General features: G+C 38.6%; 10 protein-coding genes and 5 pseudogenes. 3 read left to right on the plus strand and 12 right to left on the minus strand.

Going from position 1 to position 18,298, the window contains the following annotated elements:
* Window positions 1-211 precede the first annotated feature (211 nt).
* The 3 genes and pseudogenes from K6984_RS26730 to K6984_RS26740 all read right to left on the minus strand — a co-directional run bounded on the left by K6984_RS26730 (window position 212) and on the right by K6984_RS26740 (window position 3,083).
* Window positions 212-1,817 (minus strand): annotated as a pseudogene (locus K6984_RS26730) (type I restriction-modification system subunit M).
* A gap of 25 nt (window positions 1,818-1,842) precedes the next feature.
* Window positions 1,843-2,950: pseudogene (locus K6984_RS26735) on the minus strand (AAA family ATPase).
* A complete protein-coding gene (locus tag K6984_RS26740) occupies window positions 2,904-3,083 on the minus strand; it encodes a hypothetical protein (RefSeq protein ID WP_221898155.1) in 180 nt (59 codons plus the stop codon). Before K6984_RS26740 ends, K6984_RS26735 begins: the two are co-directional and overlap by 47 nt.
* Before the next feature lie 12 nt (window positions 3,084-3,095).
* Here K6984_RS26740 and K6984_RS26745 point away from each other — a divergent pair, with 12 nt between their 5' ends.
* Complete coding sequence (locus K6984_RS26745; RefSeq protein WP_221898156.1) at window positions 3,096-3,296, plus strand: hypothetical protein; 201 nt, start codon at window positions 3,096-3,098, stop codon at window positions 3,294-3,296.
* On the opposite strand, the pseudogene K6984_RS36730 reads toward K6984_RS26745, so the two are convergent.
* The 3 genes and pseudogenes from K6984_RS36730 to K6984_RS26755 all read right to left on the minus strand — a co-directional run.
* Window positions 3,228-3,373: pseudogene (locus tag K6984_RS36730) on the minus strand (restriction endonuclease subunit S); the annotation flags it as partial. The gene K6984_RS26745 and the pseudogene K6984_RS36730 overlap by 69 nt on opposite strands.
* A gap of 532 nt (window positions 3,374-3,905) precedes the next feature.
* Window positions 3,906-6,948 (minus strand): annotated as a pseudogene (locus K6984_RS26750) (type I restriction endonuclease subunit R).
* Between the two features lie 1,545 nt (window positions 6,949-8,493).
* Entirely contained in the window at window positions 8,494-8,661 is a 168-nt protein-coding gene (locus K6984_RS26755) for a transposase domain-containing protein (protein ID WP_420831730.1), read from the minus strand.
* Window positions 8,662-9,248: 587 nt separating this feature from the next.
* On the opposite strand from K6984_RS26755, the gene K6984_RS26760 reads away from it, so the two are divergent.
* Both K6984_RS26760 and K6984_RS26765 read left to right on the plus strand, forming a co-directional pair.
* Window positions 9,249-9,452, plus strand: coding sequence for a hypothetical protein (locus K6984_RS26760; protein WP_221898162.1), 204 nt, complete (start codon window positions 9,249-9,251; stop codon window positions 9,450-9,452).
* Window positions 9,389-9,676, plus strand: a pseudogene (locus K6984_RS26765) (transposase); the annotation flags it as partial. The gene K6984_RS26760 and the pseudogene K6984_RS26765, both read left to right, overlap by 64 nt.
* Here the strand turns inward: K6984_RS26765 and K6984_RS26770 are convergent.
* The 6 genes from K6984_RS26770 to K6984_RS26790 all read right to left on the minus strand — a co-directional run bounded on the left by K6984_RS26770 (window position 9,652) and on the right by K6984_RS26790 (window position 18,254).
* Window positions 9,652-11,619 carry an ATP-binding protein gene (locus K6984_RS26770; RefSeq protein ID WP_230988304.1) on the minus strand — a complete coding sequence of 656 codons (1,968 nt, stop codon included), beginning with the start codon at window positions 11,617-11,619 and terminating at the stop codon, window positions 9,652-9,654. The pseudogene K6984_RS26765 and the gene K6984_RS26770 overlap by 25 nt on opposite strands.
* 272 nt (window positions 11,620-11,891) lie before the next feature.
* The gene (locus tag K6984_RS31760) at window positions 11,892-12,398 is read right to left on the minus strand and encodes an SIR2 family protein (RefSeq protein WP_230988305.1); all 507 of its coding nucleotides are present in this window, start codon (window positions 12,396-12,398) and stop codon (window positions 11,892-11,894) included.
* Window positions 12,382-12,840: a hypothetical protein gene (locus tag K6984_RS31765; protein WP_230988306.1), complete on the minus strand. Its 459-nt coding sequence runs from the start codon at window positions 12,838-12,840 to the stop codon at window positions 12,382-12,384. The genes K6984_RS31760 and K6984_RS31765 overlap by 17 nt, the downstream gene beginning before the upstream one ends.
* Window positions 12,841-13,170: 330 nt before the next feature.
* Entirely contained in the window at window positions 13,171-13,566 is a 396-nt protein-coding gene (locus K6984_RS26780) for a hypothetical protein (protein WP_221898158.1), read from the minus strand.
* Between the two features lie 760 nt (window positions 13,567-14,326).
* On the minus strand, window positions 14,327-16,564 hold the full coding sequence (locus K6984_RS26785) for a VapE domain-containing protein (RefSeq protein ID WP_221898159.1): 2,238 nt from the start codon (window positions 16,562-16,564) through the stop codon (window positions 14,327-14,329).
* A 1,012-nt stretch (window positions 16,565-17,576) separates the two neighbouring features.
* Complete coding sequence (locus tag K6984_RS26790; RefSeq protein ID WP_221898160.1) at window positions 17,577-18,254, minus strand: recombinase family protein; 678 nt, start codon at window positions 18,252-18,254, stop codon at window positions 17,577-17,579.
* Window positions 18,255-18,298: the final 44 nt, after the last annotated feature.

Here is an 18,298-nt window from a genome sequence, read left to right on the forward strand (position 1 = left end):
AGTTTGTATAAGTAACTAAAAAGGTAACATCCCCTCCATGCTACCTCACGAAATTACAGGACTCCTGTCGCCATAATTCATTCGCCTATGCAGCGAATGGGAGATGCCCTGGACGGCTTTCGGAATGCAGTTCTTTGCCTCCCTCGTGCGCTGCCGACTACCAGGGACTAAAAATCATCACTTCGTTAAGCTCCGTTTCCCTGATTTTTAGCTAGGGTAACGGTGATACCCCCAGCTCCTCTAGAAATGTATTGTGGGTTTTGGTCGCCTGTCAAAGCGTCCTGTTCTAAGGATATTAATTTACTGTTGACAGTCTTTTCAGGTCTATGATCGGCTCTGGCTTTGCCGTACTAACATAACGTGAAATATTCAGGTTGAAATCATTTTTTTCAATTTCACGCATGTTTACACACCGTGAATATCTCACTTCTTCAGTTCTGAATTGATAACATTCGACTATTTTTTTAATATCATTTGGCTCGCCATCTTTACCATCACGTAATCGATTCTGACGTTTTGCCTTTTTCAAAATATTCACTGGCATTAATAAACAACACATCATCGTGCTTTTTGCATTTTTTTAGCACCAAAATACATACAGGAATCCCAGTTGAGAAAAACAGGTTGGCAGGCAAACCAATAACAGTATCGATATGGCCGTCTTTGAGTAGCTTAGTACGAATGCGGCTTTCTGCTCCACCACGAAATAGTACACCGTGAGGCAAAATAATGGCCATTGTGCCTTCGTCACTTAAAAAGCCAAAACCGTGTAATAAAAAAGCAAAATCAGCAGCTGATTTAGGAGCTAACCCATGGCTCTTAAAGCGAAAATCTTCGCTTAACGACTCATTAGGTTCCCAACGGTAACTAAAAGGAGGATTTGCTACGACAGCATCTACCTTTAGCTTTTTAGCAGGGTTCATTTCATTAAGAAGGCTCCAATCATTGTTCAGTGAATCACCATGATAGATTTCAAATTCAGAATCCTTAACCCCATGCAGCAACATGTTCATACGGGCTAGGTTATACGTCGTAATGTTAGACTCTTGCCCGTATATTTTACCAATACCGTTAGCGCCTAACTTATGGCGTACGTTTAACAATAACGAACCTGAACCACAGGCAAAATCGAGCACCTTATTTAATTTTTTCTTTTTCCCTGTGGCTGGGTCTTGGCTATCAAGGCTGACGATTTCAGACAAGATATTGGATAATTGTTGCGGCGTATAAAACTCACCCGCTTTTTTTCCAGAACCTGCCGCAAACTCACCAATCAGGTATTCATAGGCATCACCTAATACATCACTATCGGTTGAAAAATCAGCAATGCCTTCTGCAATTTTTGAAATGATATTGCAGAGTTTAGCATTCCGGTCTTCGTGATTTTTACCCAGCTTTTCAGAATTCAAATTAATCTCTGAAAACAAGCCCTGGAAATTATCTCCAAAGGATTCGTTTTCAATGTATTTAAAACCATTCTGTAGGGTAACAAGCAAGTCAGCATCTTGTGTTCTAGCTAACTCTGCGATGCTGCTCCACAGGTATTCTGACTTAATAACATAATGCACTTTACGGCGCATTTGCTTTTCAAACTCGTCAATATCCTCTGTGTTTTTCTCATACCACAGAGCCAGGGGAGCACGCTTATCCATTTCTTCAAGCTTAGGATAATCAGCGCCTAATTCTCTGTTGGCTGCAAACTCGTAGTTATCTGACAAATACCGTAAAAACAAAAACGACAACATATAATCCCGAAAGTCATCCGCATTCATTGCGCCACGTAATTGGTCGGCAATACCCCAAAGGGTTCTACCCAGCTCTTTGTGTTGTTCTCTGTCATGGTTAGGTTGACTCTTCTATGTTTTTATCTGTTTGCTTAGGGAATAGTTCAGGATTAAACCTGTAATTAGTCATAAAATCCTCAAGAATTTTTTTGAAATACTGTTTGTTTTCATCCAGCATTTCCACGGGGTCAAACAGCGAATAATTGCCATGGCTTAATACATTAATCATACGTGCATGGACAATATCTTCAGGGTCATCGTTATCCTTTTTGATGCATGCTGAAAAGTTTTTAAAGCCATGAAAGGTGGCTGTTTTCTCAAGTAAATTACGCAGTATGTTGAAGTGATAGGTATATAGGTTGTCAGATTCAGCCGCTTCATGTAATTGTTTTAGCAAAGCAACATGGTGAAAAAACGGAGTGCTATTGGTGTAACGCAAGTTATAACCCTTTGAGTTGCTGTCGTTACTCAGATAATAAGGTTGGCATTTTTTCTTATCGTTTAGCTCATTCCATAACACGTTAAAAAATAAGGTGTGGTGTGATGATATAACCGTTTTTATCTTGCTTGGCTTTATAAGTAACTGTGCTAAATGGCTAGCCACAGCAATGGCATTGTTATCATCCAATGATGATATAGGGTCGTCGATGTAGATGTATTTAACCCAATCGTAAGCCTCTTGCTCGTCAATAGCGAGTTGCGCTACAGCAAGAAAGAAACACCAAATAAAGATATTTTCCTCTCCTCGGGAGATTTTAATATCCTCTATTGTTTCGCTGCTTTCATCGTTAGTAACCTCACGATTAAAGCTAACCGTCCAATTATTTGTATCAATTTTAAAATCAAAGTCTGCATAGCGCTGTAATAGTTTACGAATACGGTTATCCATTTCAAACTCTTGCAGGCCAGCGAAAAAGCGCGAATCTGCATTAAGCTTCAATACCCTTTGACTGTCGCTTTCTTGATAGCTAAGTCATTTGTCCCAACTAAATAAATCTTCGGTAAAGGCATTGAAATACAGGGTGTCTGCTTCACCATTGTTTTTTCCTTCTTCTTTGAAGCTCATGGATAAATCGTGTTTTTCCTGTGCCGTTATAAGCAAACAGCAACAGATATTTTTTATTGTCTCCCCCAGGGGATAGCTGGTGACGTAAATGCGTCACCAGCCGCTGTCAGCCCCGGACGGGCTGATAGTCTCCAGAAGGCGCAGGGAAATTTGCCAATCCGAAGTGCGCGATAGCGCGCGAGGGAGGCTAAAATTTTATCCCGAATAGCCGTAGAGCCATTTGTGGTAGCCATGACTGAGCTGCTTTGTGCTCAGTCTGTGGCGGACGCAGGGCGGCTGGAGCATCTCCTATTCGCTGCGTAGGTGAACGAATTACGGCGACAGGAGTCCCGGAATTTCGTGAGGTAGCATGGCGCGCCTGTCTTCTAAGGTATTACTCATTGTTCCACCTCATCAGTTGTAGGAAAAAGCTGCTGCATCAGGCCTTTCTTATGATCTTTGAGTGATTCTATTTTTTTGGGCTTGGGCGGTGATGAGATCGTCTATGGGAAGATAGACAGTCGGCGATTTTTTGTTGTTCTTCTAGCTCCGCACTAAAAACTGAAATATTTTCAATGAGTACTTTTATTACAAGAAGGTACCACGCCGCCTGAATATTCGATCAAATTTCCTGTGAAAGCACGTAGAAAATATAAAGATCGTTAGCTTTGCCCTAGAATAGCTTTTACACCAGCACGTTATTGTCAATTAAACATTCTGAAGTAGTGAGTACTCGACGATTTAACCTGATCGCTTCGCCAATTTTTGCAAAAATAGTTGTGCCCATTGTATGTTTTTGCCTGTATCAAAGCTAGATCTTCTTCATTTATATAGTGTGCTGCTTGTCAATAAAATGACTACCATTAAGATAGCGTTAGATATATCACTAACTTTGTAAAATGGGTATTCACCTTGTGCTTTTCCTTGTAATTCTTCAGGAAACCCATAACCAGTAAAACCTCACCGATTTTACAAAGATTCTCTCGCCAGCCCCACGAAACTCAGGAAACCGAAGTTGGGGAACAGTTTCACATTCAGCAAGGAATAGCTTCTGCATCAGGCCTTTTTTACTCTTCTTACTCATACGCCGATAACCCAGAAATTTCACGTCCTTGCGCCTGTTTATGTAAATGTGGGGCTAAGTCTTCCATTAACGCCGATTCTTTTTTTATGCGGGCTTTCCATCCCAGTTCTAGCGGTGACAATAAATCACTTAAATCCTCACCATCAAAAATCATGCGATTCATAATCGTATCAACAAATCCCTGTAGGTGTTGTGGCTGTAGGTCATATTTTATAGCTAGAATGCTTATTTCATTGGCAGCTTTATCTGACTTAAAATCTTGGTAGCCCGCGTGGATTTGATCTTTATCTAGTTTTTCGCCAACCTTGAGGCTGTTGATATAATCAATAATATCTTCACTTTCTTCCATTAGGCTTGCCTGGCTACTAATCATGTTGATTAGTTCTTTGCGTGTCATTTTTTCTTTGTTGCTGTCTTGGGTGGATTTGGCGATTAATCCCATAATGAAATCGTAATCGATCACAGCAGAAGCAAAGATCACCAATTCAAAATCTAATTGTTGCACTTCGATCTCAATACCTTCACCGTCTTTATCTTGCTTGCGCTTAAGGTCTTTGGCTATTTCTAAGTAAGCACTTTTAAAGCCGCGCAAGTCTTCGATAGATAAAGCAGTCTCTATGTGTTGCTGTTCCTCATCACTAAGCTCAGTGTATTGCTCAATTTGGGTATTGAGCTTTTGCACTGTTTTAAAGTGGTTAATAAACTCAGCTTTGGCAATATCACCTTTTAGATTAGCCACTTCTGATGGGCTACAATCCAGCCCTTTTCCTTGCATAAAAGCATCTAGTGTTTCGATGGATTTTTGGTAATTTTTAACTGCTACAGGGGAAGAATCTACTAACCAGATTTCTTTAGCACGGTTTTTAGCCGCCCCTGAGAAAAGCTCGATAGCGGCGTTAACTTCAGTTTCTTGCCCACGAAAATCGAGAATATTACCCCAAGGCTTACTGTCATTAAGGACGCGATTTGTCCGCGAGAAGGCTTGAATTAAGCCGTGGTATTTTAAGTTTTTATCCACGTAAAGTGTATTAAGGAATTTAGAGTCAAACCCTGTCAGTAACATATCCACTACAATGACAATATCAATTTTATTTTTGTGGGGGAAACCGGCATTGCTGTATTTTTGGTCTTTTATGCGTTGCTGTACATCTTGGTAGTAAAGATCAAATTCGTTAATTTTATGGTTAGTGCCATATTGCTGATTATAGTTGGCAATAATTTCTTTAAGAGCTTCTTTTTTCTTTTCTGGCTCTACTTGGTTGTCCGCTTTTTCTTGCGGCAAGTCTTCTTGTAGTTGTTTAATATCTTTTGCTGTTTTTATCTACATTGCTATTATCTGAGTTGGTTTTATCTTTCGCTCCCCTTTGAGCAGGCGGTGAGAATACGCATGCAATATTCAGAGGCGTAAAGTTCTGATCTTCGACTTGCTGCTGTTCTTGTTGAATTTTGAATTCTTCAACATAGTCTATCGCATGGTTAATAGAAGCGGTTGCCAGTACTGCATTAAAGCGGCGGTGATTGGTTACTGCGTCGTGCTTTGCCAATATCTCTTTTACCACGGCATCAGTCGGTAGGCTCTCACTTTTTTGTTTTTTACTATTATGTCCTTCGCCAAAATAATCAATATGAAAGCTGAGTACATTTCTATCGTCAATGGCATTGGTAATGGTGTAGGCGTGCAACTCTTTTTCAAATATATCTTTGGTCGTTTTAAATGATCCGTCTGTACCATCCACTTGTGTGTAGCTTGAGTTAAGATCAAAAATGGGTGTGCCAGTAAAGCCAAAAAGCTGTGATTTTGGGAAGAATTTTTTAATGGATTTATGGTTTTCACCGAATTGCGAACGGTGGCATTCGTCAAAGATAAACACAACCCGCTTGTTCCGCAGGGGAGATAAACGCTCTTTGTAGGTTTGTTTTCCCTCTTTAAGCCTGCTTTTATTCCGTTTGCTATTTTCGTCCAGTGCTAACCCCAGTTTTTGAATGGTCGTTACAATGATCTTATCGGCGTAGTCTTCAGATAACATGCGCCGAACAAGCGTTTCAGTATTGGTGTTTTCTTCTACACAACTTTCTTGAAACTTATTAAATTCTTCACGGGTTTGACGATCTAAATCCTTTCGATCAACTACAAATAAGCATTTTTCAATATTTGAATTGTCTTTGAGTAGCGTAGAGGCTTTAAAGGATGTTAGTGTTTTTCCTGATCCAGTGGTGTGCCAAATATAGCCATTTCCAAGGTTTTGTTGGATGCAGTCAACGATGGCTTTAACCGCATATATTTGATATGGCCGCATCATCATCATTTTTCGTTCTGACTCCACAAGTACCATATAGCGGCTGATATTCTGCCCTAAAGTACATTTAGCTAAAAACGCTTTGGCAAAGCAGTGTAGGTGATTAATTTTTCTATTATCTTTATCTGCCCACTGATAAATAGGTAAAAAACGTTCATCTGCATCAAAGCTAAAGTGTTCATTGTGGTTATTAGCAAAGTAGTAAGTTCTGTATTCATTACTAACAATAAATAGCTGCATAAAGCACATAATGGTATTGCCATAACCATTGCCAGAATCTTTTTTGTAGTTAACGATTTGCTCCATAGCTCGGCGAGTAACGATCTGGTGATTTTTTAACTCAATTTGCACGACAGGTATGCCGTTGATGAGCAATATTACATCGTAACAATGGTAGCTATCACTGGTGTTCATTCGTAACTGGTTAATGACCTCAAACTCGTTTTTACACCAATCTTTTATATTGACAAGGGTGTAATGTAGGGGCGTTCCATCTTCCCGTCGAAAATATCCTGTTTCTCGCAATGTTTTTGATGCTTTAAATACGTCCTCGGTGACAATATCATCTCGTAAGCGAGCGAACTCAGACTCAGTGAGGCTTACACTATTTAGCACTTCGAACTTTTTACGGAAATTTTTCTCAAGTGCGACCTTGTCACAAATATCATCCCGATATGTATACTTGAGATCTACTAGCTTCCCAATTAACCTCTCTTCAATATTTTTTTCTTTTGTCATCTATATTCACTCAATTAACACAATGGATAGTAGCTAAAACTGTTGTTTCTCTATTTTTAAAATAGCGTAAAAAAGTTTTTCTACGCTATTTTTTTTCATCATCAGGCGCTTTTTTGTTCTGTCACAAATATTATTGAAAACGTAGAAATCCTGTTCTTCAGGCAGAGCAGCCTTATTCAAATGCTTATACAAGTAAGGCTAGCCCCCTTATCATGCTCGTAGGGCGCATTCTGCAAATGCTGCGATATACCGTTCATGTGGGGAATATATTGGCTCCCTACGGGACGTATTGATAAAGCATGGATAACAAAAAGACGTTATCCACCCCTTACCAACACTAGCCAACACATTCCCCACAATCACTATCAATCACAGCAATATGATTTCTCTTAAACCGCGCTCCGCGCATCAATAATAATCAATTGTATTTTTTTAAGAATAAAAAGCTAGATAGTTCAGCCATTGAGCCCCTAAGGCAGGCTCACCATTCCCTTTTCACAGCCCCCCCCATGACCTGTTTAAAAAAACAGATAATATAGGCTTGAGTTTCTGTGTATCTTGGGATCGAGTTACTTGAGTTTTTAAGCCCCTTTCACTTCCGCCACGCCCTGCGCGTTACCAGATATAAAATATCTGCCCTTGCTCCAAACGCGCCATTTTTTGCATTATAAAATTCAAATCCCGCAGACAAGACGGATTAAGTCTGCGACTTCTACTTTATACAAAAAATGCCTTATGGGTTGCCTTAGCAAAGTCCTTGATTGACAACGCTGTCCTGACCTATTCCAAAACATCATGATTCCAAAATAGGGGCTGAGCTTGAAAGGAGAGAAGAAAAACCGAAAATGCTTAACAAATGAGAGGCTAATTAAGATATAATTAACGTCCGTTTGATTGCAAGAGTTGGTCTCTTACTTTCAAGCTGTGGTGAGTGTTAGTCGCACTCATACACAACCTTTATTAAAGGCAAGAAACCCAAGTACTTAAAAATGCTTGGGTTTTTTTTGCCTTTAAGCCCTAAACTTTAAAAGTTCTGGGCTTGTTTCTAAATCTGAAATAGGAAATATCAGATTCTATTGCCAATAACCTTAACCCATACAACCAAGACATAGCAAGTTTAGCTGTAATTTATAGCTATTTTTTTAAAAAATATCTTTTGTCGGCTCTGTCGCAAAAAGACAAATCTGGTTTTGTGTAGAAACCAACTGTGACCTAATTATTGAGTAGCTGAAATACACAATGCTGGTGTATCGAGGTTTATTTTAGGTGGTTTTGCCATGTTTATAGCAACCCCCTACTTAATTCCCCTTAGGCAATAGCATTGGGAAACTTCAGTGGATAAAACATCATGCAGGAGAAAAACAGTCTAATCCCATCATTAAAATTACGATAATCTAGTGTAAAAGCCAAGTATCATGTGGTATTCAGGAAAGTAATAGCTTGGAAAATAGAGCCATTTTTAGTTGAGCATGTCAATCTTCTTTGCTGAAATTAAACCTTATGATCGTAAGCGTCTATTCTTCCCACCTAGACAGGCTACACAATTTACTTTAAAGGCTTAATTTTTTCGATTAAGTTCCAAGGTAGAAATTGATCCAGTGCATCTGGTTCATAATGCCTACCAAGCCTGGGTAGCTCAGTGAGTAAATACTTTAGGTAATCAAACGGCTCCAGATTGTTGGCCACCGACGTCTGCACAAGGCTGTATAGCATTGCACTGGCATTAGGGTGTGATTAAAACTGCGGGGGATTTGTTAGAATATCACTATTTCAATTGACACAGATTGTGAGCCAGAGTAACAACAAGTCTTTTATAGCCCGCCTAAACCAACATCCCAAATTACGTGAACGGGTGGAATCGCGGGGAGTCGCTATTTTTGCGAAAGCTTGTTTTGGGCATCCCAGCCCAAGCAAGCGGCAAAAACTTAACGCGACCACTAATGCCTTCGGTGCCCCAGACGTCCTGCGTACGTGCCACTTCGCCACTACCATCGTAAACTCGGTGCTGGCTTCGTAACACTCCCTCAAATGACTGGACGGCGTTTCGGAATGCCTTTTTTTTGTCTACACCTACGCTAGCGCTACGATTTCGACAAAACAACGGCCCTACGCCTTCTCAGGCGCGCCATGCTACCTCACGAAATTCTGGGACTCCTGTCGCCATAATTCGTTCACCTACGCAACGGATGGGAGATGCCCTGAACGCCCTGCGTCCGTAACGACTACGCACAAAAGCCGCGTCGTCATTACAACCTCACTGGCTGGACGGCTATTCGGAATGCAATTCTTGCTCCTCTCGCGTGCTGCTAGCACACGTCGAATCAGCGAATTGCCCTGTCTCCTATCAGGGACTAAAAATAACCACTTCGCTAAGCTCCGTTTCCATGATTTTCAGCGGGGGACTACCAGCCCTCGCTTTCGCTCTCCATGGCTGGCAGCGATTGTCCTTGATGGAGCGGGATATCATCGTTCAGATCAAGTCGTCAATAAAGCAAAAGAGTTAAATATTAAGCTCCATTATTTACCGCCTTATAGCCCCAATTTAAACCCAATAGAGCGGCTTTGGAAAGTGATGAATGAACAGGTTAGAAATAATAAATATTTTGCGACTGCCAAGGAATTCAGGAATCAAATAAATCATTTTTTTGATGATATTTTGCCTGAAATAGCTGAATCTTTAAATGGAAGAATTAACGACAACTTTCAAGTGCTCAATTCTGCATCTTGAAGCCATTTGGGTATAAACCATTCCTCCGGAATTTTACAGTTATCACTATTGGGGGCTGGGTTCGATTTATTAATTTTTAGATGTAAAGGCATTGATACACAATTCCCAAAAACTAACGCTTCACCAGGTGTGGACTGTTTAATTTTATTAGTAAAGGCTTCAGAAAAATAGGGGAGAATTGCTTGTATGTATTGCATATCTCTCTCATTTTGAATTCTATGAATTATAAAGTTCGCACATTGTGAAAGTACCGTTTCTGATAACTCAGAGGGTCTTTGAGATGAAACCAATAAGTAGAAGGAGTATTTTCTTCCTTCTCTGGCAATTTTTTCAAAAATATTTTCTTTTAATAGATACTCATGATGCTTTTTAATATATCTATGAGCTTCATCTAAAATTAGATGGATAGGTTTTTTTCTGCGATTTTCACCAATGAGTTTTTTTCTTTCATCAAAAAGAAGCCTTGAAACTACACTCGTCAATGTTTCCAGAATATCAGGGCTTAATTCACTGGTATCAATAATGATTAATTGGGAACGGTCAGTTTCATTGGCCCAAAGATTTGATAGAAAACAATTAATACTTATAATCTCATGAGATTCCCTCATAAATTCACAATCAGGGTTATCTAAAAAGAAATCTAACCGTGTGAGCATGGTTGCTGTGTAGCCTCTAATTTGCTTATTTCCACGGACATCTTCTTCTAAAAGAATTAGTTCAGCAGCAATTTTTAAAAATTTATGATCAAAGAACTCACCATTTTTGATTTTTGAATTTATAACTTCTTTAACTTTGGTGCTATCAACTTTCTTTGCAACTTCTTGCGTTGCGGCGCCTAATTTATTCTTATTGTCTCCATACGAAATAGTACAGGCAGCTTGCAATTTTTTTATGTCATCTATTAAATTAGCCGAAACATTTTCAAGGTCAGAGTTACTCTTAATAATGCTTGTTATACTACCGAGAATACTTGCTGCTGTTGTTATTCTGGCTGTGTCAGTATCGGCCATCTTCAATGTGCTATATATCAAATTGCACACTCTATATCTCAAATAATTAGCAAACTTTTCCTGGTCTTCGCCACTTGAACTTCCAATCCTATAAAATCGATAGCTTTCTTGTAAAACTTTATCCCAGAATGGTCGCTGTGTTGCTTCTGTTGCTAATAAAAAAGCACTCCACTCATCTATTGTCAGTAAAAAATGAGGTAAGTAAAAAGGTTGATAACCATCACTATCATTTTTAATATTTGGTTTGTAATATTTGATAGAAATATTTGCATTTAAACCGTTTGTGAACGCTTTTTTATATTCGCCATTTACATCAAAAACAAGAACCCTTGAACCAATCGCAGAATAACTTTTTTTGCGATGAATTTCTTGAATAATATGGGCAATGGTATTTGATTTCCCACTTCCTGAATTACCTAAAACAGCTGAGTGAATATTAAAAAAACTGTCAATATTAACATCAATGAGGTAATTGATTAGGTTTTTGCTTATTCCTAAGGAAAAAGATTCATGCGTTATACCATTTGTATAGCTGTCATTTTGAGGTTCATTATTTGTCCGCAAAATTATTTCCATATCTTCATAGGTAACAATACTCACATCACTATAAAGAGAAGGAAACACACCAACACCTAAATTGAATTCTTTCAATCTGTTGATCGTTCCAATGGGTTTAATTAAAAGCTCTCTATTACTTTCAATGTCAAAAGAAAATTTTTCTTGGTGGAGGTCAGAGTCAAAGATGGAAATCACTTCACAAATAATGACTTCACCAATAGCATTGGTTATTTTCAGGTAACTACCAATATTTCCAAAATAATAAATATTGCCATATAAATTAACCGATCCACCTCTAATTTCAGATGATATTTTAACTCTAAGTTGACTGTAATTAATTGCGGTAAGTTTTCCTATTCTCATTCCACTAGGCACCAGTAACAGCTGATTTAGTTAATTCTTTAACAAATTCTTCCAACAATGATTTTTCTTTGTTTTCATCTAAGTCTGGTAGTAGCTTGTTCACGATTGATTCAAAATAGTGAATATTCTCCCCTGTTTCTGATTCACCAAAAATCCTGTAAATTCTATTGTCATTGATTTTTGAGAGAGGACAGTCCTCATATTTCCCAAAGATTACGACAGAAATAGATGAATTAGATGCTAGAGATTGATAAATTATATTGTTTAGATGTTCGTCACTAAAGCTATAGCCCAATTATAAATAATACAGAATTAGGTTGTGCTAATTTAGTTTGAAATTCCCTAATCAAATCAGAATATGGAGAACCTAAACTTTGATTTTGCTTCAATGGTGTTGGGTAAATTAAAACATGCTCCTTATTCTGTTTTCTTGTACCTCCTTCGATAGGTACCTCTTGAATATTGAATAATGAGTTCCCTTCTTTTTCAATCCAACTAATAGAACCGTGTAGTTTGTACAAATACACCATGTTTTCTAATGGCTCAAACTTTTCTAAATTAGCATCGATCTTTTTTGAAAATGTATAATTAAATCTTGCAGGGTTGAATACTCGCTCAAGTCCACCACCAAAGCCATTGTTGTAATTTATATTGAGGTTATCCAGGGCCTTTTCATTAAATAAATCATTATTGGTTGTAAAAATATTGATACGAGAAAGGTCTTTGTTTCTTAGTGCCACCTTTTGATATAGTTTTTTGTATAAACTTAAGGTTTCAGCAGCTTTTTTCACCTAATAAATCAATGTTTATCTTGGAAAACATCTGATCTTGTATATGATTGATTAGCTCATTCACGCTATCTTTTTCAGTTTCTTCAGTTTTTTCAGTTTTATCAGGTTCAATTGTTCCTTCCAGAAAGTGTTTTTTTGCATACAAAACACCTAGTACTTTTTCTAAGTTATCTCCTGAAAGTTTTTTATACAGATATTTCGTTTTAACTTGTAAATTGGTGTTTTCATCGATACTCTGACTAATCTCAGCGTGCATACCCTTCATATCAAGGATAGCCCCTGAACTTACTCCGGCTCCAAGTAAAAAACTTACATTTTTCACATTGGAAAATTCAGCCATTTTTTGTTTAATAGCGTCTAAAGGATTTTTGTTTTTTAAGGCTTCACTCCCTTGATAAAAATGTATTTGTCCTGTCTGGTTATTACTATTAACGTCATTCATTACGCAGCCTTATAAATTTCTTGCTCTAGTTCTGTAAGTGCTTTGAGATATTTCTGGTTCTGTCGCAATAATTATTAAAAACGTAGACCTCCTGGCCTTCAGGCATAACTAGGTTCTATCGCAAAACACAAAATTCCCCTATTACCTCCGATCATAAGATTAAATTTCAGCCACATAAGTTTAGCATTTTCAACTAAAATAGAGCTACAGCCTCCCTGCGTCCGCCAAAAATGGCTCTACGGCTATTCGGGATAAAATTTTAGTCTCCCTCGCGCGCTATCGCGCACTTCGGATTGGCAAATTCCCCTCTTCATTGTGACACACAATACATCACTTAAATAACTTTGAGAACACCCTTCTAATAACTGGTCTATCTGATGATGTTTCGCTTTGTGTCGTATCAATTTTATGTTCAAGTAATGCCATTAATCGAATTTCACGAGCTAGGGAATCGTCTCTAACTTGTTTTATATCGTCCCTAAGCCCATCGACCTGTTTCTCAAGCCATTCTATATGAGACCTCTCAACCTGCACCACTGGCACGGATGTTTTTGTAACCTTTGACGTTGTATTTTGTTTCAGTTCACCGTACACACGGATTAATTCCGCAGTATCAAGAAAACCATCACTATTCCTCGATACCCTACCAGATGAGACATGTCGGTATAAAGTCTGCTTCGATTTTCCGATTAATCGTGAGGCCTCTGTCATTGTTACTAATGCCACTTTATCACCCGTAATTGTTATTCTATGAGAGTGTAACTATTAATCACATCACAAAATCATCACATATTTAGAGTGAACACGCCAGTTTTTGTCTACCCTTTACCCATCATGAAAATTTTATAACCCCTATTTTACGTGCCCTAATGAATATTTGATTTTCGTTCAACCTTGTATTTTCAACCTCTCACAAAGTCGACACGGGGGTTTATGTTTTTGTTTGGTGAATGGGTGGGGTGGTATCAGGTAAAATAGCAACTTGTAATCCATTTATTAAATCATTGTCACTACATTGTCACACATTGTCATCCTATGTAGAGCAGTAAGGACAGGGGATACAGAGGATTTTGAGCACGTTTGTATATATGCTTTTTTACATTGTCATCGACATTGCAACCCAGTAGTCACGTGGTCTAAGGTGGTATTAGTGACAATGATGGTCATTAGTTTTAGAGGAAGTAGAGAATATAATAAAACTAATGATATATGCTCTATGAAAAAAGTGCATCTTTGTCATTTTTTTCTAGAAAGCAGATACACACCCTGTATTTAAAGGGCTGGAGCACGTGACAATGACGGGTGACAATGATTTTTAAAGGGCTTGTAAAGAGTCCTTAACAGCAGGTGTGTAGCGAGCGTGACAATGATGGTGACAATGTAGTGACAATGATGTGCGAGGTTATAGGCAAAAAGAGGCGATACGCATAAAAGCAATATCACCCCAACTCTCAATAAATAAAAGTAAATCTAAGATGGGATTAGACTAAGAGTCTGGAAACCGATTTGGGTAAACATCTCTTAACAATGGCATCATATAATCCCTACTTCTTGGTGTAGATTTCTCAACGGACAAATCTTTAAGGACAATCCCAAGTTTTATTTGATTTTGCCGTGTGGTTTTTTGTGACAGATCTCTTAATACCTCTGTCGATGTCATTTTTTTAGTGTGTGAGGTATCAAAGTTATAAACATCAAGTAACAACTCCTTGAGATTAGTGTCCTCATGCTTGGATAAGACTTCTTTCTGTAGTACTTCCTCCTCTTCTGTAAGCCACCACTGTTCACCCTGCATATATTGACCCCACACATAACCCCACAAGTCCGTATAGTCGAAGTTTTCTTTAACAATGATGTCTAGTGATCCTGTCGTCGTTATAGGCAAGAAACGCCTGTTACCCGTTGCGTCTCTTAAATACTCCTTTTCGTTTACAGTGCCTATACATGAAATATGTCGCGTTATTTTTAGTGGCTTACGTGCATACGGCAGTCTTATCTCATCCTCTGTCATCGACAAGAACGCTTTTAGTGCTGATATGTCACTTCTCTTAAATGTTGAATCAAGTTCTCCAAGCTCAGGAATCCAGCACTTTAATACATGAAGCATTGAGTCCTTGTCTTTAACATCTAATAAAATCCCTTCCTTTGTGTATTTATGCAGTAACTTAGGCAGTATATAGCGTATAAATGAAGTCTTTTTGTGTCCTTGTTCTCCAAAAAATACCAGGACAGACTCATATTTGTCTATAGCGTCGTCGTTAGGTGTATTCCTTGCCATATCAGCCGCGGCACAACACTGTATTAGCCAGCGATACATCGCGATTTTAACCCACGTCTTATTGTCCACGGGCAGCAACTCCACAAGTTCATCAACTGGATTATTAGACTTGGTGCGCGTGATGACTTTCAGGCAATCAGTGACTGGGTTAATGATATTGCTCTCGATGATTGCATCCAGTTGCATGTCAACAACACGATCACTAATCCCATGAATTGCACACTTACCTTTTAGAAACGCGATTAAAGAATTATGTTCGTTTCCCTTCATTGATTGGATGCCCTTAATGTTAGTTTCAAGTAGTAATTCATCATAACTGACACTGACACCGTAATACTCTATAAGCGCCTCAAGATTTTCAGGCGTTGGGATGGGTTTGCCTTTCATTGTTGTGTGATTCCATTTTATTTGTTTAGTGTGTTCTCTTGATAGCTTGACCACTGTCCCCATTGATACATTTTTAGGGTTGTCCCCATTATCAAAAGAACACCATTTTTTGGATATCTCTGTTTTGTTATATTTTTTACTGGTTTTTGACCACTCGTCCCACACAGAAAAACCACCATTTGCGCCTGAGTGATAAATAGCCATGCCGACCATTATCCATTGGTCATAGTCTTCGCTAGGAATGTGTTTAATGACCTCCTTTATTCTTTCTGCTGTCCAGGGGTGGGCATCGGGTACAGCGACCAGTGAAGGAATGTTTTGTACTGGCAGGTCGTTATCAGGTGATTCAAAAACATTATTTATTGCTGGCAAGTCCATTGCGTTAACGTCAATCTCGACCGCATCATCATTAATGAAATAATCAGGGTCATAGGAAGTGAAACAAAGCCTTAAAATATCCTTGCAGGCGGGGTCAATAGTAATTCCATGCTCTACCTTAAAGAGATATTCAAACTTATAAAATATCTCTTTGAACTGCTCATCATTATCAAACTGACCAACATTAAACCCCGCCTTAACGCCTAGCCCGCTGACCGATCTAAACGCGAACAGGCAGCCTTGCGTAGCCTTTACTATGCCAATGACCCGTTCCACGCCCGCGCTATCCTGTAGAGCATCAATATCAACGTGAAATATGCCAGTACAGCTGTCCTTGTCAAAGTCTTTTGCTCTTCTACCGCAAGAATCATTAACACCCCCTGAGAATGAGATAGCACTCATCTTTATTTTCAGGGCTTTAACTGCCTCACTTTTCCCTTCTGTTTTTAGTTTTCGCTGATAAGCAACTACATGCTCATCATTGGTCTTTAGTCTTTCGACGAATTGGCGCGGTGTGGTTGTTTCTCCTCTGTACGCTTCATTAGCTCTTTTTTGGTACAGGACTGCCTTATCTAGAATATTGACAGATAGAGGAGCGGCTGGAGGGGTTTCTGCAATAGCTGGAATAGCGAGTGATGACTGGTTAATATTTTGAGCTTTATTTTTTATTGAGATTTCCATAATGACTTACCGTTTGTAAGGTTTCATCATGGTAAAACGTTTTAATATAACCTGGCCCGTGATAAGATAATTACTCAAAAGGACTGGTATTGTCTTTTTGTTTTACCAATGATGAAATGATATTTCAAAGTCCATGTGAAAGGTCTGAACCCTTTGCGCATGGTGCAAGAATGCCCTTTGAACTGAAAGCATCAAGGGGCATTTTTTTCATTGTCTCATACTCCATACAAGCACACCCGAACTACCTCTCTAGCCATACCTCAGAAGTCTCTAAACAATACTTTTTTATCCCTTTTTTACGCCTACAAACCAACACAAAAAAACAACAGTTTGACCCGCATTCTAATTACAAAAAATGTTTTATCAATTAGGGTTTATAACCCCTCAATTAATAAGGTATATGTTTTATTTTAAGCAAAAAAAACATATCCTACCTCATTATAAGTATTATATTTCGCCAATAACTGCCGTTTCTAATCCATTCTATTTTTATTTTTTTCCCATTTTTTGACCTGATATCCCCCCCCACGCATTCACTAAACAAAAACACAAACCCCCGTGTCGACTTGGTGATAGGTCGAAAATACAAGATTGGTACGACACAAGCTGGCTAAACTTAACTTATATGGGACAGTGAAAAACAAAAATAGGAATATTAAACATGACGGTTAACTATAAACGCGAGTTTCCAAATTTTTGATCTCGAAATCTTAAAGTAACAACGTATAAAAGGGTCAATTAAGCAACACAGTGAAATTAGACTTAGACTGCGATTAGTCTTTATTTACGCTCAAAAAATCATAGTATTGCAATTCAAAACACTAGCAACAAATATCTCACGATAACGCACCAACGACGGCACTCACTGCCGTCATCTCAATAAGACTTACATCCCTGTATTGTTTTTCATTTCAAGCCACCAGTGCACCATAGGATGGATATTTATGTCACGCGGACACAGTACTCCGAATTATTCAGAGCCTTTTAAAAATATAATTAGATAGGCCTAAATTTATACGGTTTTCTCTCGGTCAATAAGATTCTTCACTGTTGATGCGTGCCATTGACCCCCGCGCCTCGTTTTTACGCCTAGTTTATTTAATTCATTAGCCACATTCCCCATTGATAAACCTTTAATCCGATACCCCTCGATAATGTCGATTACGGTTCTAGCGAAGTCACTGGCTAGCTTCTTGTTTATTGCATTGCTCTTTAGCCGTGCTTCATTTAAATTTGTTTGATTACCTAGTTGAACCCCTCGCGCCTTTAATATTTGTAGAGCCGCCTTTGTTCTAGTGCTAATCAACTCCCGTTCCTTTTCGGATAGAGCCGCGTATAGGTGGAGCATAAAGGGGTCTGCGTCTCTTCCAAGTTGTGCTGCAATAAATGGGATTTTATTTGCCATTAGCGATGATATAAAAGCAACATCGCGACCTAGTCTGTCTAACTTATTCACAATGATATAAGCTGATTCCTTTTTAGCGCAATTTAATGCTTGAGATAATACAGGGCGTTTCTCTAAAGCATCAAATCCTTTTCCGCTTTCCACTTCGGATAATATCTTGATTAACTCAATACCCTCATTTTTACAGAATTCCTTTATATCCGATTCTTGAACCTTTAGCCCTAACCCACTTCTTCCTTGTTCAGAGGTTGATACTCTTACGTAACCGATTGCTTTCTTAATCATAAGCACACCTTTTTATTTAGTTATACATGTTATAAACGTTCGTT

It is taken from the genome of Bathymodiolus japonicus methanotrophic gill symbiont (assembly GCF_019721995.1).
Lineage (GTDB): Bacteria > Pseudomonadota > Gammaproteobacteria > Methylococcales > Methylomonadaceae > Methyloprofundus.